At 65.4% G+C, this 19,244-nt stretch carries 19 protein-coding genes; 11 read left to right on the forward strand and 8 right to left on the reverse strand.

The features are described from left to right. Positions 1-472: 472 nt before the first annotated feature. The 9 genes from apbC (at position 473) to F3H41_RS15090 (ending at position 9,381) form a co-directional block, all read left to right on the forward strand. Positions 473-1,648, forward strand: coding sequence for an iron-sulfur cluster carrier protein ApbC (gene apbC, locus F3H41_RS15050; protein ID WP_149739505.1), 1,176 nt, complete (start codon positions 473-475; stop codon positions 1,646-1,648). A 269-nt stretch (positions 1,649-1,917) separates the two neighbouring features. Further along, positions 1,918-2,904: a magnesium transporter CorA family protein gene (locus F3H41_RS15055; protein ID WP_149739506.1), complete on the forward strand. Its 987-nt coding sequence runs from the start codon at positions 1,918-1,920 to the stop codon at positions 2,902-2,904. A gap of 42 nt (positions 2,905-2,946) precedes the next feature. After that, positions 2,947-4,851, forward strand: coding sequence for a potassium transporter Kup (locus F3H41_RS15060; RefSeq protein WP_149739507.1), 1,905 nt, complete (start codon positions 2,947-2,949; stop codon positions 4,849-4,851). 383 nt (positions 4,852-5,234) lie between these two features. After that, the gene (locus F3H41_RS15065) at positions 5,235-6,413 is read left to right on the forward strand and encodes a cell wall hydrolase (protein ID WP_244616218.1); all 1,179 of its coding nucleotides are present in this window, start codon (positions 5,235-5,237) and stop codon (positions 6,411-6,413) included. Between the two features lie 277 nt (positions 6,414-6,690). Then, entirely contained in the window at positions 6,691-7,050 is a 360-nt protein-coding gene (locus tag F3H41_RS15070) for an AtpZ/AtpI family protein (protein WP_149739509.1), read from the forward strand. Between the two features lie 61 nt (positions 7,051-7,111). Further along, entirely contained in the window at positions 7,112-7,873 is a 762-nt protein-coding gene (locus F3H41_RS15075) for a F0F1 ATP synthase subunit A (RefSeq protein WP_149739510.1), read from the forward strand. A gap of 76 nt (positions 7,874-7,949) precedes the next feature. After that, positions 7,950-8,177 carry a F0F1 ATP synthase subunit C gene (locus F3H41_RS15080; RefSeq protein ID WP_149739511.1) on the forward strand — a complete coding sequence of 76 codons (228 nt, stop codon included), beginning with the start codon at positions 7,950-7,952 and terminating at the stop codon, positions 8,175-8,177. Between the two features lie 73 nt (positions 8,178-8,250). After that, entirely contained in the window at positions 8,251-8,877 is a 627-nt protein-coding gene (locus F3H41_RS15085; protein ID WP_149739512.1) for a F0F1 ATP synthase subunit B, read from the forward strand. 18 nt (positions 8,878-8,895) lie between these two features. Beyond that, positions 8,896-9,381, forward strand: a complete 486-nt coding sequence (locus F3H41_RS15090; RefSeq protein WP_149739654.1) for a F0F1 ATP synthase subunit B — start codon at positions 8,896-8,898, stop codon at positions 9,379-9,381. A 280-nt stretch (positions 9,382-9,661) separates the two neighbouring features. On the opposite strand, the gene F3H41_RS15095 is transcribed toward F3H41_RS15090, so the two are convergent. The 8 genes from F3H41_RS15095 to F3H41_RS15130 all read right to left on the reverse strand — a co-directional run bounded on the left by F3H41_RS15095 (position 9,662) and on the right by F3H41_RS15130 (position 18,083). After that, positions 9,662-10,318, reverse strand: coding sequence for a ribonuclease HII (locus F3H41_RS15095; protein WP_149739513.1), 657 nt, complete (start codon positions 10,316-10,318; stop codon positions 9,662-9,664). Between the two features lie 264 nt (positions 10,319-10,582). Beyond that, positions 10,583-11,068 carry a DUF523 domain-containing protein gene (locus F3H41_RS15100; RefSeq protein WP_149739514.1) on the reverse strand — a complete coding sequence of 162 codons (486 nt, stop codon included), beginning with the start codon at positions 11,066-11,068 and terminating at the stop codon, positions 10,583-10,585. A 90-nt stretch (positions 11,069-11,158) separates the two neighbouring features. After that, positions 11,159-13,438 carry a glycine--tRNA ligase subunit beta gene (gene glyS, locus F3H41_RS15105; RefSeq protein ID WP_149739515.1) on the reverse strand — a complete coding sequence of 760 codons (2,280 nt, stop codon included), beginning with the start codon at positions 13,436-13,438 and terminating at the stop codon, positions 11,159-11,161. A 101-nt stretch (positions 13,439-13,539) separates the two neighbouring features. Then, positions 13,540-13,836 carry a HigA family addiction module antitoxin gene (locus F3H41_RS15110; protein WP_149739516.1) on the reverse strand — a complete coding sequence of 99 codons (297 nt, stop codon included), beginning with the start codon at positions 13,834-13,836 and terminating at the stop codon, positions 13,540-13,542. A gap of 15 nt (positions 13,837-13,851) precedes the next feature. Beyond that, complete coding sequence (locus tag F3H41_RS15115) at positions 13,852-14,136, reverse strand: type II toxin-antitoxin system RelE/ParE family toxin (RefSeq protein ID WP_149739517.1); 285 nt, start codon at positions 14,134-14,136, stop codon at positions 13,852-13,854. A gap of 59 nt (positions 14,137-14,195) precedes the next feature. Beyond that, entirely contained in the window at positions 14,196-16,112 is a 1,917-nt protein-coding gene (locus tag F3H41_RS15120; protein ID WP_149739518.1) for a DUF2207 domain-containing protein, read from the reverse strand. 38 nt (positions 16,113-16,150) lie between these two features. After that, the gene (locus F3H41_RS15125) at positions 16,151-17,425 is read right to left on the reverse strand and encodes a 3-phosphoshikimate 1-carboxyvinyltransferase (RefSeq protein WP_149739519.1); all 1,275 of its coding nucleotides are present in this window, start codon (positions 17,423-17,425) and stop codon (positions 16,151-16,153) included. 106 nt (positions 17,426-17,531) lie between these two features. Next, complete coding sequence (locus F3H41_RS15130) at positions 17,532-18,083, reverse strand: LemA family protein (protein ID WP_149739520.1); 552 nt, start codon at positions 18,081-18,083, stop codon at positions 17,532-17,534. 153 nt (positions 18,084-18,236) lie between these two features. Between F3H41_RS15130 and F3H41_RS15135 the strand changes: the two genes are divergently transcribed. Both F3H41_RS15135 and F3H41_RS15140 read left to right on the forward strand, forming a co-directional pair. Next, positions 18,237-18,434, forward strand: coding sequence for a hypothetical protein (locus F3H41_RS15135; protein ID WP_149739521.1), 198 nt, complete (start codon positions 18,237-18,239; stop codon positions 18,432-18,434). Between the two features lie 134 nt (positions 18,435-18,568). After that, on the forward strand, positions 18,569-19,237 hold the full coding sequence (locus tag F3H41_RS15140) for a hypothetical protein (RefSeq protein WP_149739522.1): 669 nt from the start codon (positions 18,569-18,571) through the stop codon (positions 19,235-19,237). Positions 19,238-19,244 lie beyond the last annotated feature (7 nt).

The raw sequence follows: 19,244 nt of genomic DNA on the forward strand, positions 1-19,244 counted from the left end.
GGGACGTCGCCCTGCCGCTTTTGAAGGCGTTTTCCAACCTCTGCGTATGATTTGTGCAGCGTGACGGAGTCCCGCAGCGGCAGCGGCGATGCAGGTGGATCTGCGGAAGGCCGTTGACCGGGTGCCATTATAAAAAAGACGAATAAAGACAGTCTGTTGCCAGAAATCTTCGTTTCCTGGAGAAATCGGAAGTCCAACTGGCACACCTCCTGCATCTTGATGGACAGGTCCAGAGGGGACTGACAAAAAGAGACGCGCCCACGAAGGCTGCGATCATCAAGGCTGTCGCCTCTGCCGTGATCCCGGATGTACGGACACGGCAGAGGTGGCAGCTTTTTGCATTTCCGGGCGATGGCAACGCGCGGCCACCTTGCAAAATGCGCAAGACGGATTGGCGAGAGGACGTCGCTCGACTATCTCTGCGCGATGAAGCGCGCGCGGGCGCCGGATTTCGCAGGGAATGGATCACGACATGGCAGATGTGACGAAAGAGATGGTGCTGGAAAAGCTCGCTGCGGTGCGCGGGCCCGGGCTTGAAGGCAACATCGTCGAGCGCGGCCTCGTCTCGGAAGTCTTCATTGCCGAAGGCAAGGTCTATTTCTCGCTGACCGTACCGGCCGAAAAGGCACGTGAACTCGAGCCGATGCGCGCGGCGGCCGAGCGTGTCGTGAAGGATATTCCGGGTGTCAAGGCGGTCATGGTCGCGCTGACCGCCGATCGCAAGGCCGGGCAGGGGAGCGCGCCCGCCCGCCGTCCGCCGCCGCCTTCGGCCGGCCATGCGCATGATCACGGCCACGCACACGGGCACAGCCACGCCCCCGCCCAGCCACGCCAGCAGGCCACCCGCGCCGGTATCCCCGGCGTCGGCGCCATCATTGCGGTCGCCTCCGGCAAGGGCGGTGTCGGCAAGTCCACGACCTCCGTCAATCTCGCCCTCGGCCTGAAGGCCAATGGTCTGAAGGTTGGCATCCTCGACGCCGATATTTACGGTCCCTCCATGCCGCGCCTGCTCGGCCTTTCCGGCCGTCCGCAGCAGATCGAGGGTCGCCTGATCCGCCCCATGGAGAATTACGGCCTCAAGGTCATGTCGATGGGCTTCCTCGTCGATGAGGAGGTCGCGATGATCTGGCGCGGCCCGATGATCCAGTCGGCGCTGCTGCAGATGCTGCGCGAGGTCGCCTGGGGCGATCTCGACGTGCTCGTGGTCGATATGCCGCCCGGCACCGGTGACGCGCAGTTGACCATGGCGCAGCAGGTGCCGCTCGCCGGCGCCGTCATCGTCTCCACGCCGCAGGATCTCGCGCTCATCGATGCCCGCAAGGGCCTTGCCATGTTCCGCAAGGTCGAGGTGCCCGTGCTCGGCATCGTCGAGAACATGAGCTACTTCATCGCTCCCGACACCGGAAAACGCTACGACATCTTCGGCCATGGCGGCGCGCGGGCGGAAGCGGAGCGTATCGGCGTGCCCTTCCTTGGCGAGGTGCCGCTGACCATGACGATCCGCGAGACCTCCGATGCCGGCACGCCCATCGTCGTCGCCGAGCCGGATGGCCCCTCGGCCGCCGTCTATCGCGAGATCGCGGCCCGGGTCTGGGCGGGGGTCGAGGCGGGCGGCGCGGCGCAAGCGCCGGACATCGTGTTTGATTGACGCGCCTCACGCGATCTCATTAGGATATGCGTCGATGCGAAGGCGGGACTGCGGCGCGCCGATGGCAGGGTGATTGATTTTTCCCCCGGACTGCGCCATATGCCGCGCCGCACACGTTTCTGTGTCCAACTCCATGCCCTCTCGCGGTGGACCTCGGCTCCCCCGTGACGACCGAGTTGCGGAAGCAGTCCTCGCCGAAGGGTAGCGCAACGCATGACACGTTCCGGACGGGCAAAGGGCAGGGCGGGCTTCCCCCTGGCGGCGAGCCGATGATCACCCTCCACACATCGACGGGCGAGGCGCGTGAACTGCACGCCGCCGGTTTCGAACCGCGTCCGCAGACACTCGATCCCGCCATCGTCTGGATCGACATGCTGCAACCCAACAAGGCCGAAGATGCGCTGGTGGAAGGCCTGCTCGGCATTTCCGTGCCGACCCGGGAAGACCTGAAGGACATCGAGCCGTCGAGCCGCCTCTACACGGAAAACGGCGCCGTCTTCATGACGGCCTCGCTTCTGTGCGGCGTCGACCGGGAGCGCCCGGCGCTGACGGATGTCGCCTTCGTGCTCGCGCAAAACCGGGTCGTCACCGTGCGCTATGATGATCCGCGCGCCTTCACCCTCTTCAAGGCGGCGCTGAAGCGCAGCCCGGACGGCTGCGGCACGGGTATCGGTCTCCTGCTGCGCCTGCTCGAGACCATCACTGATCGCACCGCTGAAATCCTCGAACATGCCGCGCTGAAGCTCGACGATCTCTCGCACAGGGTCTTCGAAACCCCGGCCGGCAGCCGTCGGCGCGATCCGCACTATCTCGAAGAGCGCCTGCGCGAGGTTGCCGCCCAGCACCGTCTTGTGGCGCTTGCCCGCGACAGCCTCAGTTCCCTCGATCGCCTGCTGACCTTCCTCTACACCGTTCCGGACACCCAGGCCGAGACGGAGATGAAGGAACTGTCCCGCACCCTGTCGCGCGACGTGCAGACCCTCTCGGAACATGCGACCTTCATTTCCGGCAATATCGCCTTCCTGCTGGATGCCTCGCTCGGCCTCATCAATGTCGAGCAGAACGCCATCATCAAGATCTTCTCGATCGCCTCGGTGGTCTTCCTGCCGCCGACCCTCGTCGCTTCGCTTTACGGCATGAATTTCCGCTTCATGCCGGAACTGGACTGGACCTTCGGATATCCCTTCGCGATCCTTCTCATGATCGTCTCGGCCATCATTCCCTATCTCTTCTTCCGCTGGAAAGGCTGGCTGTAAGGGCTCGGTGATCGAGCATCCTTGACGCCGCTAGGAGCACCCATGGGTCACGCAGCAGACCACTCCCACGTCAGCAGCCACAACAGGCTGAAACGGTTCCTCATCCTGGCGCTCGGCTCGGTCGGCGTCGTCTATGGTGATATCGGCACCAGCCCGCTTTACGCCTTCCGCGAGGCCATGCGCCCCATCGCGGCCGATGGCGTGGCGCGCGAAGAGGTTGTCGGCCTCATCTCGCTGATGATCTGGACGCTGACGATCATCGTCACCTTCAAATACGTGCTCTTCCTGCTGCGCGCCGACAACCACGGTGAAGGCGGCACGCTGTCGCTGCTGGCCCTGCTCATGAAAAAGACCGGGGCCCATGCGCCGCTCTTGTTCCTGATGGGCATTGCCGGCGCTGCGCTCTTCATCGGCGATGCCATGATCACGCCGGCGCTCTCGGTTCTCTCGGCCGTGGAGGGCCTGAAACTCGTCACGCCCCATTTCGATGACTATGTCGTGCCGATCGCCGTCATTATCCTTGTCGCGCTCTTTGCCGTGCAGTCGCGCGGCACCGCGGCGGTCTCCAATTTCTTCGGACCCATCACCGTCATCTGGTTCCTGGTGCTGGCCGCCGGCGGCATCAGCCATATCGGCGATGACCTTGCCATCCTCTCGGCCTTCAACCCCTTCCACGCCGTGCATTTCATGATCACCGAGGGCTATCTCGGCATCATCGTGCTCGGCGCCGTCTTCCTGACGGTCACCGGGGCGGAAGCGCTCTACGCGGACCTTGGCCATTTCGGCCGCCGGCCCATCCAGTGGGCCTGGATCTGCCTCGTCTTCCCGTCGCTCACGCTGAACTATCTCGGCCAGGGCGCGCTGGTGCTGAAGCATCCCGAAACGCTGTCCAACCCTTTCTACCTGATGTTCCCGGAATGGGCGCTGCTGCCCGTCGTGCTGCTCGCCACTGCCGCCACCATCATCGCCAGCCAGGCCGTCATCACCGGCGCCTTCTCGCTGACGCGCCAGGCAATCCATCTCGGTTTCCTGCCGCGCATGGCCATCGTGCACACCTCCGAAACCAACACGGGGCAGATCTACCTGCCGAGCGTCAACACGCTGCTGCTCTTCGGCGTCATGCTGCTCGTCTTCGTTTTCGGCTCGTCCGAATCGCTGGCGACCGCCTATGGCATCTCCGTCACCGGCGCCATGGTCGTCACCACCGTGCTCGCCTTCGCCTTCGTGCGCATCCGCTGGCACTGGCCGCTGTGGCTGGCCATCGTCGTTCTCATGCCGCTGCTGGCGCTGGAACTCGTCTTCCTCGGCGCCAACCTGCTGAAGATCCATGACGGTGGCTATGTACCGGTGATGATCGCGCTCGCCTGCGTCGTCATCATGTGGACCTGGCGCCGGGGCACGGCCATCCTGCATGAAAAGACCCGCCGGACGGATGTTCCGCTCGCAACCTTCGTCAAATCCATCGAGAAGAAGAGCGAGCACGCCCCCGTCGTTGTGCCTGGCACCGCGATCTTCCTGACCAGCGACCCGGACTCGACGCCCGCCGCGCTGATGCACAACATCAAGCACAATCACGTCCTGCACCAGCAGAACTTCATCCTGACCATCCGCACGGCCAACACGCCGCGGGTGCGCAAGGAAGACCGCGTCTCCGTGCGCCCGCTGTCGGAGCGCTTCCAGATCCTGGAAATGACCTTCGGTTTCATGGAGACCCAGAACGTGTCGCAGACACTCGGCCTTTTCAAGAAATCCGGCCTGAAGTTCGACATCATGTCGACCTCCTTCTATCTCGGCCGGCGCAAGCTCGTTCCCGATGCGCAGTCCGGCATGCCCCACTGGCAGGACCGGCTCTTCATCGGCCTCGCCAACGCCGCCATCGACCCCTCCGACTATTTCCGCCTGCCCACCAACCGCGTGGTCGAACTCGGCTCCCACGTCATCATCTGACGGGGTCCTCACGGGGAATTGAGAGGGGAGGGGCAGGCCGCCTTCCAGCGGTGAAGCGGCATTCCCTCCCTCCGCCATCATCGGGCTTGACCCGAGGATCCATTTCACGAACCACGACAATGGCTTGTGGATGCTCGGGTCACGCCCGAGCATGACGGCGATAGGGCGCAAGGACGCCCCCCTTACTTCCAACCCTCGCCACCACCCCACCATCTCCGCAAGCCGCGATTAACCAAACATCAAGGTTAATGCTTCACTTTTCCGACCATGGCGAAGGGGCCGAAAGCCCCGGTTGGCAGGGCGTTGAGCCTGCCTGCCGTCGCCGGTGCCGCTTGAGGCGCCTGTCGTTCCAGTGCAGTTCGCGTTTCCTCGGAGTTGGTCGTTTGCGTCAGCGTCATGCTTCTCGCCGCAAGGCAGGTCATCGGGCCCTCGGCCTCCTCAGCCCCATCCTCCTCGGCATTCTCACCTTTGTCGGCACGCCCTCCGATGCCGCCCATGCGGACCTTGCCACCTATCTGTCCGGCATCAACCGGGGCGGCGAGCGCTGGCGCATGTATATGACCACCTCGCCGGCCGGCTCCGTGCACGAGGTAGAAATGGTCTTCAACGACCCCATCACAACCGGCGCGCTCGCCGATGGCGCCGGCATCCGGCTTCCCGACGGACGCATGGCGGCGCTCTCTGGCGAGACCCGCAAGGGCGAGGGCGTTCCGGACGAGGATCGCGTCAACCGCCGCGAAAAGAAGGGCCGAATCGTTGCCGTCGTGCCCGTCACGCCGCCGAAGGATTTCACGGCCGGCTCCATCCTCGAGCGTCACTCCATGCTGATCGAGCCCGAGTTCGACAGCAAGGAGCACATGCGTTTCGCCCGCCCGAAGATCAAGGGCCGAGAAATCGAGATCGCCACGGCCTTCTATCGCAAGAAGGCGGAGCCCCGCGATCCGCAGGTTTCGCCGATGTTGGCGAGCCTCGTCACCAACACCCGGCCCGATATTCTCGCCACCGCCTATGCGGAGCCGGCCCCGGACTATGCCCGGCAGTCGCCGTTCGATTCGATCCTGACCGACAAGGATGCGCGCGGCCGTTTCATCCCGCAGATCTCGCCCGAGGATCACGCCTGGGCCGCCACGCCCCTGCCGCCGGACGTCTTCTCCGCCGCCGAGCAGGAGTGCCTCGCCAACGGCATCTATTTCGAGGCACGCGGCGAATCCCTGAAGGGCCAGGCCGCGGTCGCGCAGGTCATCCTCAACCGGGTGCGCAATCCCGCCTATCCCAAGACCGTCTGCGGCGTCGTCTACCAGAACGAACAGTGGCGCAACCGCTGCCAGTTCTCCTTCGCCTGCGATTTCATCAAGGATGTCGTGCACTCCCGCACCCATTGGAAAATGGCGCAGGAAGTGGCCATGGCGGTGACGGCCGGCAAGATCTGGCTGCCGGAAGTCGGCTCTTCCACGCACTATCACGCCACCTATGTGCGCCCCAACTGGGCCGGCACGATGAAACGGGTGGGGCAGATCGGCAAGCACATCTTCTACCGCACCTATGGCGGCGGCTGGTCCTGACCACGCTGACGTTCCAAAGGCTTTCGTCGGGCGCCGCAATCCGTTGCGGTGCACAAGCGATTCCCGCCCGATTCCCTGCGGCGAATCCGACCTTTGTATTATCCCATTGATTTCATGATGATTTATTGCGCTGGAATGCGTTAACCCCTGCCTTGACTAGAAGGAGGGCTAAAACTATGGTGCGGCCGACTTGAAAACGGGCCGCCAACGCGCAGTTCAGCCCTTGTCATCCTGCCGCTCTTTCAAGGCGCGGCAAGACCAAACGGGAGGAAATGCCATGGTGGGAAAACCCGAAGACAGTCCGGAGGCGCGCCTGAAGGAGCTGGGCAACAGCCTCAAGGGTCGCCGGCGCAGCGATGAGGACATCAAGGCTGCTGACGAGCGCGCAAGCGAAACCCGCAAGGGCTACGCCATGGCCGTCAAGCTTTCGAGTGAATTCATTGCAGCCGTCATCGTGGGTGCGATTCTGGGCTGGCTTTTGGACAATTTTGCGGCTACAGGGCCGTGGGGAATGATCGTGTTCCTCCTCCTCGGCTTCTGTGCCGGCGTGCTGAACGTGATGCGCGCGGCGGGATTGGTGGCATCGCCCCATCCGGTCGATCGCCTCGGCGGCAGGGACAAGAACGGCAGGCTCTGAGGGCCGGTCGGATCACGAAAAGGCCGGCCGCAAGGCGGGCGACAAGACAGAGAGAGCGGCTGTGGCAGGCGACAAGGTAGATCCGGTACACCAGTTTGTGGTCAACAAGATCGTTCCGATCGAAATTGGCGGCATCGACTTCTCCTTCACCAATTCGTCGCTGTTCATGGTCGTCGCCGTGGTTCTCGCCAGCGGCTTCCTGTACCTGACGACCTCGCAGCGCGGCCTCATTCCGGGCCGACTCCAGTCGGTCTCGGAACTCTCCTACGAATTCATCGCCTCCATGCTGCGCGAAGGCGCCGGCAGCCACGGCATGAAGTTCTTCCCGATGGTCTTCTCGCTGTTCATGTTCGTGCTGACCGCGAACCTGCTCGGGATGGTGCCCTACTTCTTCACCGTCACCTCGCAGATCATCGTCACCTTCGCGCTGGCGCTGTTCGTCATCCTGACGGTCATCGTCTACGGTTTCTACAAGCACGGTTTCGGCTTCCTCGGCCTCTTCGTGCCCCAGGGCGTTCCGGGCGCGCTTCTGCCGCTCGTCGTCGCGATCGAGGTCATCTCGTTCCTCTCGCGTCCGATCAGCCTTTCGGTTCGTCTCTTCGCCAACATGCTGGCCGGTCACATCACGCTCAAGGTCTTTGCGGGCTTCGTCGCCACGCTGAGCACCATGGGTGCCATCGGCATCGGCGGTGCGGTCCTGCCGCTCGCCATGACCGTTGCCCTGACCGGTCTCGAATTCCTCGTAGCCTTCCTGCAGGCCTACGTCTTTGCGGTACTGACGTGCATGTACCTCAACGACGCGGTGCATCCGGGTGGTCACTGAGGATTGAACGTCGTCGGTGCCCGTTCTTCCGGGCGCCACAAGAATAGCCGCAACAACCATTTCGAAGGAGTTTCACATGGAAGCGGAAGCAGCAAAGTACCTCGGCGCAGGCATCGCGACCCTCGGCATGGCCGGCACGGCTCTCGGCCTTGGCAACATCTTCGGCAACTACCTTGCCGGCGCCCTGCGCAACCCGTCGGCTGCTGACGGCCAGTTCGGCCGCCTGGTATTCGGCTTCGCCGTTACGGAAGCTCTGGGCATCTTCTCGCTGCTCATCGCTCTCCTCCTGCTCTTCGCCGTCTGATATCGGCAAGGCACGATCGCGGCGCTGAAGGCGGCGCCGCGATCGCTCGATTTGAGTGCACCTGGAGGTGAGCATGTTTGTGACCGCGGCCTATGCCCAGTCAACCACGACAGAGCCGACCGCGACGGAAGGCGCAGCAGCAGGACACGACGCCGCTGCTCCGGCTGGTGAGCTTCACACCGAAACCGGTGTGGCCCACGAAGGCGGTCACGGAGGCGTTTTCCCGCCTTTCGACTCAACCCATTTCGCATCGCAGCTGCTCTGGCTCGCGATCTCTTTCGGCCTGTTCTACCTCCTGATGAGCAAGGTCATCATTCCGCGCATTGGCGGAATTCTCGAGACACGCCACGACCGGATCGCGCAGGACCTCGATGAGGCCGCCCGCCTGAAGGCCGAGGCCGATGCGGCCATCGCATCCTACGAACAGGAACTGGCAGCCGCCAAGGCCAAGGGCAACGCGATCGCTTCCGAAGCGCGCGACGCCGCCAAGGTCAAGGCCGACGCCGAGCGTGCATCGCTCGAAGCCGACCTGTCCCAGAAGATCTCCGCCGCCGAGGCGCGCATTGCCGACATCAAGGCTGCTGCGCTGGCCGAAGTGGGCACGATCGCCACCGACACCGCCGCCGCCGTCGTCGAACGCCTCATTGGCCCCAAGGCCAGCGAAGCGGACGTCGCCGCCGCTGTCCAGTCCGTGAAGTAAGGGAGACGTTCCATGGATTTGACCTCTCTGGCTTCCGTCTGGGCCTTCGTAGGCCTTCTCATCTTCCTCGGCCTGATGGTGTACCTGAAGGTTCCGGGCATGCTGGCCAAGTCGCTCGACGAACGCGCCGGCAAGATCAGCAGCGAACTGGCCGAAGCCAAGCGTCTGCGTGAGGAAGCCCAGGCGCTCGTCGCCGAATTCCAGCGCAAGCGCAAGGACGCCGAACAGGAAGCGGCCTCGATCGTCGCCGCCGCCAAGCGCGAAGCCGATGCCCTGACCGCCGAAGCCAAGGCCAAGACGGAAGAATACGTGGCCCGCCGCACCGCCCTGTCGGAACAGAAGATCCGCCAGGCCGAGACCGACGCCATCAACGCCGTCCGCTCCGCCGCCGTCGACCTCGCCATCGCAGCCGCCGAAAAGGTGATTGCCGCCAAGTCCGACGCCGGCACCCAGAACGAGCTCTTCACCAACGCCCTCGGCGAAGTGCGCACCCGCCTCAACTAAGGCGTTGCCGTTGCGCCGGTGACAGATCGATACCGAAACGCCGGAGTGCTGATGCGCTCCGGCGTTTTGCTGTGTGGAGTTCGGTCCGTAGAGGTGTCGCTGCGCCTTGAATCGGCTATGGGGACGCGGTGAAACCAACACGTCGTCCTCTGCCGATTAGGGTTGAGGAAGCCGCCGCGCCCATCCCATCTCCCGCCTCGTGGGGGAGATGCCCGGCAGGGCAGAGGGGGTAGGGCGCATATGCAAGCTCTTCCTCGAGAACCGGCAGGCACATTCCCGCTCACTCCCCCTTCAGCGGCCTGAACGTCATCCGGTGCAGCGCGCAGGGCCCAAGGGCCTTGATGGCGGCGAGATGCGCCGCCGTGCCGTAGCCGGCATGGGCCGCAAAACCATAGCCGATGAAGGCCGCTTCCGCCGTTGCCATCATCCGGTCGCGCGTGACCTTGGCGACGATGGAGGCCGCCGCGATCGAGACCGAGCGGGCATCGCCCTTGACCACGGCACGGCCGGGGCAGGGAAGGCCGGGCGGCACATCCCGGCCATCGATGATGGCGCTGGCCGCCGGCACGGCAAGACCGCGCACCGCCCGCGCCATGGCCGCCAGATTGGCCTTCAGCACATCGGTGCGGTCGATTTCGGCGGGCGAGGCGGTGGCGATGGAGACGGCGAGCGCCTGGTCGAGAATGAGCGAAAACAGCGCCTCGCGCTTCACGGCGGTGAGCCTCTTGCTGTCGTTCAGCCCCGGCGGAATGCGAGCGGGATCAAGGATCACCGCCGCCGTCACCACCGGCCCCGCCAGCGGCCCGCGCCCCGCCTCGTCCACCCCCGCCACCGGCCAAAGGCCTTCGCGCCGCAACCCGTCCTCGATCGAAAAATCGGGGGTCAGAACGACGGGAAAAAGATCGGCGAGAGCGGGTTCGGTTTTCGGACGTGCCATGCCTGCCGGATTGCCACGACGAGGGCGGGTAGGCAAGGGGGGGCATGGTGCGGGGATCGCGCGTGCGTGGGGCACTCCCTCTGCCCAGCCGATCTCCCCCACGGGTGGGGAGATCGGCTGGGCACGGCGGCTTCCTGCAGATCATCGCTATAGGAAGCCGAGAGGGTGATGAAGTCCGGTGCGCGCGCTACCAGCCAATCTCCCCACCCGTGGGGGATGCCTGGCAGGGCAGAGGGGGGGCGGCTCGCCGCTCGCGCCGCCGCTCTACACCGCCAGCCGCGCCGCCAGGGCTTCGATATCCCGCGGCGCAAACACCGCAATCCCGGCCTGCGAGAGCCGCGCGGCGACGACGCCCTGGCCGGCGATCCTGGTGCCGGCAAAGTGCCCGTCATAGATGGCAAGCGAACCGCAGGAGGGGCTGCCGTCAATCAAGAGCGCAAAGCGACAGCCCGCATCACGGGCGACCGTCAGTGCATGGTCGGCAGCGCGCTGAAACACGGCGGTCACGTCCCGCCCTGTCGCCTCCATCACCCGCGCCGTGCCGCCCAGCACTGCTGTCCCGCCGCCTGCACCCACGATCTCGGCCGGCGGACGCGGCACCGGCAGGCCGGCGGCCATTTCCGGACAGAGTGCCACGAGGCGCCCTTCGGCAGACCATCGTTCAAGAACGGGATGAAGAAATGGCTTGGCCTTGCCGTCGTAGCGGACCGCATGGCCCATGAGGCAGGCACTGACGAGAATCTTCTCCATGCGCATGCCCTCCCGTCGGACAGGGGAATGCCGCCTGCCGTCGTCATGTCAGCGAAAGACCGGGGCGCGTAGCCCCGGCCGCCCCCGTCCTCAGCCGGCGATCTTCGAAAAATCCGCCACCGTGCCCGTTGCTTCGCGGATGCGGGCAAGCAGCGCAAGGCGGTTGGAGCGGATCGCCGGATTTTCGTCATTGACGAGCACGTCGGCAAAGAAGGCGTCGATCGGGACGCGAAGGGCTGCGAGCGCCTCCATGGCGGAGCGGAAGTCCTCGCGCGACACGGCGTCCGCGGCCGAAGCCGCCGCCTGCGTGGTCGCGACGTAAAGTTCCTGCTCGGGCGCCAGCGCCAGAAGGCTCGGGTCGACCGTGGTGCCAACCGCCGTTCCCTTCTTCTCCTCGGCCGCCAGAAGCTGCGTGGCGCGCTTGGTGCCGGCCAGCAGGTTCAGCCCCTCTTCGGAGGTGATGAAAGCCGTCAGCGCCTCGACACGCCGCGCCACCATCAGGAGGTCGTCATTGCCACTGCCGACCGCGAGCACGGCGTCGATAAGGTCATGCCGCGCCCCGAGATCACGCAGATAGACCTTCAGACGGTCGTGGAAGAAGGAGAGGAGGTCGGCCACGACGGGCGCCGCGTCCGGACGGTTGGCATAAGTCCGCTCGATGGCGCGATCCAGCGCCTCCGTGTCACCGGCCTGATCAAGATGCAGCGCGGCCTTGAATTCTTCATCGGACTGCGGGTCGTGAAGATGGTCGAAGACCTCTTCCGCGGCGGCTGTCGCGATGGCGGTGAGAGGAAGATTGATCTTCCGCTCCAGCATCATCCGCACCACACCCAGCGCCGCCCGCCGCAGCGCATATGGATCTTTCGAACCGGTCGGCTTTTCGTCGATCGCCCAGAATCCCGTCAGCGTATCCAGCTTGTCGGCGAGCGCTACCGTCAGGCCGACGGCGTTTTCCGGCAGGCGGTCGGAGGGGCCCTGCGGCTTCCAGTGATCCTCGATGGCGGCGGCAACTGCCGGGTCTTCGCCCTGCAACACCGCATATTTGCGGCCCATGATGCCCTGAAGCTCGGGGAATTCGCCGACGGCTTCGGTGCGCAGGTCAGCCTTCGCCAGAACCACGGCGCGGTCGACCAGCGCCTTGTCGGCTCCGGTGAAGTCCGCAAGCTGCGCAGCCAGCGCGCGGATACGGCTGACGCGTTCGCCCTGCGTGCCGAGCTTGGCGTGGAAAGTTACCTTCAGCGCATCGAGCTTGGCCATGCGCTGGTCGAGCGGCTTGGCAAGGTCGAGGTTGAACGTGCCGGCCGAGGCCTTCAGCGTCTCGAGGTCCGGCAGGTCGTTCTGGTCGCGGGTCCAGAAGTGGCGGGCGTCGGAAAGGCGGGCTCGCACGACCTTGCCATTGCCATGCACGATCTCCTTGCCGCCATCCGTCGCCGCGATATTGGCGACGAGGATGAAGCGGTTGGACAGCACGCTCTCATCGGCCCCCTGCGGGCGCGTCACGAAGCATTTCTGGTTGGTCTTGATGGTGAGGCGGATGATCTCGGCGGGGATTTCGAGGTATTCCTCCTCGAATTCGCCCATCAGCACCTGCGGCCATTCCACGAGGCCGGAAACTTCCTCCAGCAGGCCGTCGTCCTCCACGAGGTCGAGCCCGCTGGCGAAGGCGAGGTTGCGGGCATCCGCGCCGATGATCTCCTTGCGGCGCTCGGCGTCGAGCACCACGAAGGCCTTTTCCAGCTTCTCGACATAGTCGGCAAAGCGGCGAACGGTGATCGCCGCCGGCGCATGGAAGCGGTGGCCATAGGTGACATTGCCGGCCACGATGCCGTCCACCTCGAAGGGGATCACCTGCGTCTCGTCATGCTCCGGCCCGAAGGTGCAGACGATGGATTGCAGCGGCCGCACCCAGCGCAGCGCGCCGGGCTTCGCCGAGGCGGCGCCGGAGCGCATCGGCTTCGGCCAGGGAAAATCGCGGATGATCTTCGGCATGATCTCGGCGACGATCTCTTCCGTCGGCCGGCCGGGCTTGACGATATGGGCGACGTAGAAATCGCCCTTCTTCGGATCGCTGTGCACATGCGCTTCGGAAATCGAGGCCAGCCCCGCGCCGCGCAGAAAGCCCTCGATCGCCTTCTCATTGGCGTCGGTGCGCGGGCCCTTGCGCTCCTCGCGCTGGTCGGCGGACCGCGCTGTCAGCCCGCGAATGTCGAGCGTCAGGCGCCGCGGCGTCCAGTATTCCCGCGCCCCCTCATAGGTCAGCCCCGCCTCGACGAGTTGGTTCGTCACCAGCGTCTTCAGATCGCCCGCCGCCTTGCGCTGCAAACGGGCAGGAATTTCCTCGGAGCGGAGTTCAAGCAGGAGATCGGGCATCAGAGCTTACTTTTGACAGGGTGAACGGACTGGCGCGGACTTAGCAAGCCGCGCAGCAAAAGTCATCCCGATGCGATGCAAAAGCACGTTGCTCCCGCGTTTCATGCAGCCGACAAAGTGGGGAGCGCCGCAAGCTCGTCCGCTTTGGCGCGCGCATGCATCTTCAGGTCATAGCTGGTCTGCAGGTTCATCCAGAATTCCGGCGAGGTGTCGAAGAACCGCGCGAGGCGCAAGGCCGTGTCCGGCGTCATTGCGGTCTGTTCGCTGGCCAGCCTTTCGATGCGCGTGCGCGGGACATTCAGCTTGCGCGCCAGCATACCGGCGCTCAGTCCGAGCGGCGACAAGAATTCGTCTCTGAGAATTTCACCCGGATGAACCGGCGGCAGAACAACAGTCATCGATGCGCTCCTTCTTTAATGATAGTCGACAATCTCGACATTCTCGGCTCCGCCATCCGACCATGTGAAGCAGATCCGCCACTGATCATTGATGCGGATCGAATGCTGGCCGCTCCGGTTGCCCCTCAAGGCTTCCAACCGGTTGCCAGGTGGCGCCAACAGATCACGAAGCTCGCGTGCGTTGTCGAGCAGCGTCAGCTTGACGACGGCGCGTCGGGCGAGATCGGCAGGAAATCCCTTCGGTACACTTCCGCCGGCAACCGCCCGTGTCCGTGCATCTGCATAGGATCGAATTGCCATGTCTCACTCCGGGAATGTATCACTGTACGATACATTTTCAAGTCAGCTCGTTACGCGCCTCACCACCCCCCGCCACCGCCGCCACCGCCGCCACCGCCCGAGGAGCCGCCGGAAAAGCCCGAGGAGGACGAAGACTGCGGTTGCGGCAGCGTCGAGGCGATGGTTGTCGCCATGGAGGAGGAGAAGGAGCCGATGCGGCCGAAGCCGCGGGAGAGGTCGCCGATGTACCAGCCGGGCTGGTGGGCGGCGGCGGCCGCGCCGGCGGCAGTGGCGAGCCAGGCTTCGAAGGTGCGGCTCCACGGCTTTTCGACCCCGAGCGCGACGGCGTAGGGCAGCAGCGTTTCGAAATGCTGCGGCGACATGGCCGGTGCGCCCTGCATGTTCATCCGGTCGCGCTCGGCGACGGTCAGATAGAGGCGCAAGCCCTCGACGCCATTCATCAGGCGCCGGCCGAGCGGCGTCGGCGCACCCATCAGGAAGAAGAACAGCACATTGACCAGCACGATGCCGCCGATGCCGATGAGAAGCGGCAGGTCGCTGATATCACTGAAGAGGGCGATCTGGCTTGCGATGACGGAGCCGCCGATGCTCACGGCGACGAAGCCGATGAAGCCGAGCGCGACGATGGAGCCGATGCGGGAGGCGAGCGGAGCATGGCGGCGCAGGCCCTTGCCGAACTGCACGGCAAATGTGCCGAGGAAGAGCGCCGAGAAGCAGACGGCAAAGAGCATGCCGACAATATCCTCGCCAGGATTGCCGAAGAGGAAGATGGCGCCGATGAAGAGGGCGCTGAGCGCCGCCCCGCCGATCACGTAACCGGTATTGTGCCGGTAGTAGCGACCACGATGTTCCTTTTCGATGGCAGCGCGGAAATCCTCGCCGACGCCCTTGACCGCGGTGCCATTGGCACTGTCGATCACAAGCGTCCCGCCCGCCTGGTCGACGGCCTTCAGCAGCGCCGCTTCACCCGGCGGCAGCGCCGCAGTCACAGGCTTTGGCGTGCGCTTCAGGGTGATCGAGCGTTTCAGATCCTCGATCGTCAGATAGCCTGATACGGCAAGGCTGATCGCGGCCGCCGACAGCGCCGTCCAGCCGCCACTGGAAAAGCCGGTATTGTCGACATAGTTGACGAGGGCCGGCGACAGGCCCTCCGGCGCATCCCAGCGCGGCACCACCGTGCCGGCCGGCGGATCGCGCCCCACCAGCCACCAGAAGCGGGTGTAATAGGCGAGCACGGCGGCGAGGCCGACATAGGCGATGATGTCGCCAAGGAAATCGCGCAGCAGCCATAGCGTCTGCTGCGTGTCGCTCGGCGGCGCGAAGACGCCCTTTTCGACCTTCACCGCGATGGTCAGCCCCTCCCGTGCACCGAGCGCCCGCGTGGTGGCAAAGGTCAGCCTGTCGCCGTCGATGCGAACCCGTGCATCCTTGCCCGTCGCCCCCTGCGGCCCGGTGAAGAACACGGTGTCGACCGGCCGCGCACCGTCCGGCAGCGTCACGGTGGCGGTGGCGGAGAGGATGGGAAAGGCCCAGCCATTGCCGGTCACGTTCCAGTAGAATTCGTCGTGATCGGTAAAGAAGCGGATCTGCCGGTCGGTGCGGTAGGTGATGACATAGGTATGCCGGCCGGGATCGAGGAGTGTGTCGGCACTGCCGATGCGCAGGCGCTGCCCGCCGGAGATGGTCTCGAGCGCAAAGGGCTCGGGCGATCCGTCGCGCTCCACCGACTGGACGTCGAAGGCGACGCTCTGGCGGCGGCCGGCCGCATCCACCATGGTCGTCGGAAAATCGCGGAAGATGCCGCGGCGGATGTTGTTGCCCTCGGCGGTGACGGTGATGGTCTCGCTGACGCGGACATCGCCATCGCGGGAAAGGTCGATCACCGCATCGAAGCCATTGATGACCTCCGCGGCGGCGGCCGGCTGGCCGGCCAGAAGCGCCAGCAGCAGAAGAAGACGTCCGAACCACCGTGCCATTGCCGTTCCTCCGTCTTCTGGTGCCGTTGGCGGCGTCTTCAACCCTTGGGAATGTCCCCGGTCAGTTCGACGCCGAGCGAGGAGAGCGCCCGCCAGTAGCCGGGATAGGTCTTGCCGACGCAAGCGGGGTCGAGAATGGTGATGCCGCCGATCTTGAGGCCCGCAAGCGCAAAGCTCATGGCGATGCGGTGATCGGCGAAGGTGTCGATCTCGGCCGGAAGGTGCTGGCCGGCAAGCGCCGGATCGGCGTTGACGATGAGGTCGTCGCCCTCTTCCACGGCGAGGCCCGGCCGGATGGCATTGAGGCCGGTCGAAACGGCGCGGATGCGGTCGCATTCCTTGACGCGCAGATTGGCGATGCCGACGAAGCGCACCGGCGCCGCGTTGAAGGCGGCAAGCACGGCAATCGTCGGGATCGCATCCTGCATCTGCGAGCCGTCGATCACGGCGGGCAGGTGCGGCAGCTTCGAAATGAAATCATAGGCGCGCGCATCGGGCTGCGAAAATACGGCCGCCGGCGTGCCGATGTCGATGGCCCCGCCCGTCAGGACTTCCGCACCCCAGAGATAGGTGGCGGCCGAGGCGTCGGGTTCGATGTGATAGTCGGCGGCGCGGTAGCCGGTCGGTGCCACGCGCCAACTGGTCGGGCTCGCCTGCTCCACCTTGGCGCCGAACGCTGCCATGGCCGCCGTCGTGAGGTCGATATAGCCGCGCGCCCCGATATCGGCGCCGGTGAGCGCGATTTCGACAGCCCGGTCATTGCCGGCCGCCGCCATCAGCAGCGCGGAGACATACTGGCTGGAAAGCCCGCCATCGATCTCCACGCGGCTCTCGCCGAAGCGCCCCGTGCCGGTCACCGTCACCGGCGGGCAGCCTGTCGGCGCGTCAGCCGCAACGCCCATGCGCACCAGCGCCTCCACCAGCGGGCGGATCGGCCGCTTGCGCATGTGTTCGTCGCCATCGACCACGACCGTGCCATCGACGAGCGCGGCAGCGGCCGTGAGGAAGCGCGTCGCCGTGCCGGCATTGCCGAGGAAGAGGGGGGCGGCCGGCGGGGTGAGGCGACCGGAGCCTGAAACGACGAAGGTCGTGTCGTCGGGCTCCTCGATCGTCACGCCCATGGCCCGCAGCGCCTCGGCCATGTAGCGCGTGTCGTCGCTCTTCAGCGCGCCCGTCAGGCGGCTGGTACCGGCTGAGAGACCGGCGAGCAGCAGCGCGCGGTTGGTGATCGACTTCGAGCCGGGCGGCGCGACATGGCCTTTCAGCGGGCCGCTGGCGGGGGTGATGGTGAGCTTGCCGGAAGAGGGGGTCATGGCACCTGTCTCGATATCGGTCGTCTGCTGGTCAGAAAGGCCCCGGTCAGACCGGAACCCCTTGCGTGTCGCCGTCCTCTACGACGGATCGGCGGCTTCCGGAAGATCAGAACTTCACGGCCGGCACGGCCCGGTCGGCCGCATCGGTGATCTCGAAATAGGGCGCCTTGGTAAAGCCGAAGGGGCCGGCAACGAGATTGGAGGGGAAGCTCTCGACCTTGACGTTGAGGTCGCGGGCCGCGCCATTGTAGTAGCGGCGCGACATCTGGATTTCGCCCTCGATGCTTTCGAGGCTCCGCTGCAGCTCGGCGAAATTCTGGTTGGCCTTGAGGTCCGGATAGGCCTCGGCCAGCGCCACGATGCGCCCCAGCGCCTGCGAGAGCGCGCCTTCGATGGCGGCGCGGCCGGCCACGTCGCCAGAGGGTGCCGCCTGGGCGCGGTTGCGCAGCGAGACCACCTCTTCGAGCACCGTCTTTTCGTGGGCCGCATAGCCCTTCACGGTCTCGATGAGGTTGGGGATGAGGTCGGCGCGCCGTTTCAGCTGCACGTCGATGCCCGACCAGGCCTCCTCCTTCATCTGCCGGGCCTTCACCAGACCGTTATAGACGATGACGAGGTAGAGCGCGGCAGCGGCGAGGATCGCAAGACCGATCAGCATGGTGAGTTCCTCCTGACAGTGGCGGGAGGATTAGCGCACTTCGCCGCAGCCGCAAAGCCGCAATGAAGGGCCTGTTCCCGGCGGAACGGCGGCAAAGGCGAGATCGGGCGAAAGTCACGGCATCGGATCAACCCCAAGCCGGCAGCGCCCATCATGTCCACTCTCGCCAAGCTCCTCAACGTCGTCGCCTTCACCGCGCTCTTCCTGGTGCAGGCCTCGGTCATGCCGGTCGAAAAGCCGAGCGGCATCCGCCGCGCCCTCCAGACCTATGCCGGCCAGCTGCCGACCGGCGCCTATCCGACGCTGAAGCCCGTCTGGACGCTCGGCGTCGCCCAGGTCGAAACGCTCTGAAAAACCGGAATGCCAGGAAGTATAAGTCGCCCACAATCCCATCAAATTTGAATAAAAGCCGACTGCCGGCCTGCACGTGATCTGAAGACCTGTCCTGTATCAGAAAGGAACAAGAAGAACACGACAGGGACATCATGACCGCGATTGCTTTGACCGGCGCCAGCGCGCCCTTACCCATGTCCGCTTTCCGGCCACAGCCGGCGCCGGCCGCGCCTGTCTACGTGGACGAGCCGCTTGCCGATGACAGCTCTTGGCCATCGGTCTCGAACATTGCCGAGCCCACAGACTGGCAGTCCTACACGCCGGCAGAGGTGCTCCCGGATCCGCAGCCGGCGCCCGTTTATGTCGATGCCCCGCTTTTCGACCCCAACGCCCCGGACGAGGCCGTGATCGCCGCCGGCCGCGCCCTGCGTGCCCCGCCGCCGGCCGCAGCAACCGATGAAATGCCGATCGCGCCGGAGGCCCCCGTGGTCTATCGCGACGAGCCGCTTTATGACCCCAACGCGCCGGACGAAGCCATCCTCGCCGCAGGCCGGGCCCTGCGCATAACGGCCGAGGCCTTCGCTGCCACTTTCCCGTCCGCCACCGCCGCGCGCCCGGTCAACACCGACGGCCTCGCCGCGGCGGAAGCCCGCAGCCGCGAAAATGCCGTCAACGCACTCGCCGCCCGCACCCCAACCACCCTGCTCGCCCTCAGCAGCCTTTCCGGCGGCGCTCTGCTCTTCAATGCCGACAACGCGGCCAGCGAGACCCCCGCGACAACCACCCTCGGCCTCTTCACCGCCGGCTACCGCGAGCATTGAGGCAAAC

The sequence above is a fragment of the Rhizobium sp. RU20A genome (assembly GCF_900155885.1).
Taxonomy (GTDB): domain Bacteria; phylum Pseudomonadota; class Alphaproteobacteria; order Rhizobiales; family Rhizobiaceae; genus RU20A.

What these genes read in the sequence shown, in the direction of transcription:
- apbC (WP_149739505.1), top strand. Translation starts at nt 473, where the DNA reads ATGGCAGATGTGACGAAAGAGATGGTGCTGGAAAAGCTCGCTGCGGTG.
- F3H41_RS15055 (WP_149739506.1), top strand. Translation starts at nt 1,918, where the DNA reads ATGATCACCCTCCACACATCGACGGGCGAGGCGCGTGAACTGCACGCC.
- F3H41_RS15060 (WP_149739507.1), top strand. Translation starts at nt 2,947, where the DNA reads ATGGGTCACGCAGCAGACCACTCCCACGTCAGCAGCCACAACAGGCTG.
- F3H41_RS15070 (WP_149739509.1), top strand. Translation starts at nt 6,691, where the DNA reads ATGGTGGGAAAACCCGAAGACAGTCCGGAGGCGCGCCTGAAGGAGCTG.
- F3H41_RS15080 (WP_149739511.1), top strand. Translation starts at nt 7,950, where the DNA reads ATGGAAGCGGAAGCAGCAAAGTACCTCGGCGCAGGCATCGCGACCCTC.
- F3H41_RS15085 (WP_149739512.1), top strand. Translation starts at nt 8,251, where the DNA reads ATGTTTGTGACCGCGGCCTATGCCCAGTCAACCACGACAGAGCCGACC.
- F3H41_RS15095 (WP_149739513.1), bottom strand. Translation starts at nt 10,318, where the DNA reads ATGGCACGTCCGAAAACCGAACCCGCTCTCGCCGATCTTTTTCCCGTC.
- F3H41_RS15100 (WP_149739514.1), bottom strand. Translation starts at nt 11,068, where the DNA reads ATGGAGAAGATTCTCGTCAGTGCCTGCCTCATGGGCCATGCGGTCCGC.
- glyS (WP_149739515.1), bottom strand. Translation starts at nt 13,438, where the DNA reads ATGCCCGATCTCCTGCTTGAACTCCGCTCCGAGGAAATTCCTGCCCGT.
- F3H41_RS15110 (WP_149739516.1), bottom strand. Translation starts at nt 13,836, where the DNA reads ATGACTGTTGTTCTGCCGCCGGTTCATCCGGGTGAAATTCTCAGAGAC.
- F3H41_RS15115 (WP_149739517.1), bottom strand. Translation starts at nt 14,136, where the DNA reads ATGGCAATTCGATCCTATGCAGATGCACGGACACGGGCGGTTGCCGGC.
- F3H41_RS15120 (WP_149739518.1), bottom strand. Translation starts at nt 16,112, where the DNA reads ATGGCACGGTGGTTCGGACGTCTTCTTCTGCTGCTGGCGCTTCTGGCC.
- F3H41_RS15125 (WP_149739519.1), bottom strand. Translation starts at nt 17,425, where the DNA reads ATGACCCCCTCTTCCGGCAAGCTCACCATCACCCCCGCCAGCGGCCCG.
- F3H41_RS15130 (WP_149739520.1), bottom strand. Translation starts at nt 18,083, where the DNA reads ATGCTGATCGGTCTTGCGATCCTCGCCGCTGCCGCGCTCTACCTCGTC.
- F3H41_RS15135 (WP_149739521.1), top strand. Translation starts at nt 18,237, where the DNA reads ATGTCCACTCTCGCCAAGCTCCTCAACGTCGTCGCCTTCACCGCGCTC.
- F3H41_RS15140 (WP_149739522.1), top strand. Translation starts at nt 18,569, where the DNA reads ATGACCGCGATTGCTTTGACCGGCGCCAGCGCGCCCTTACCCATGTCC.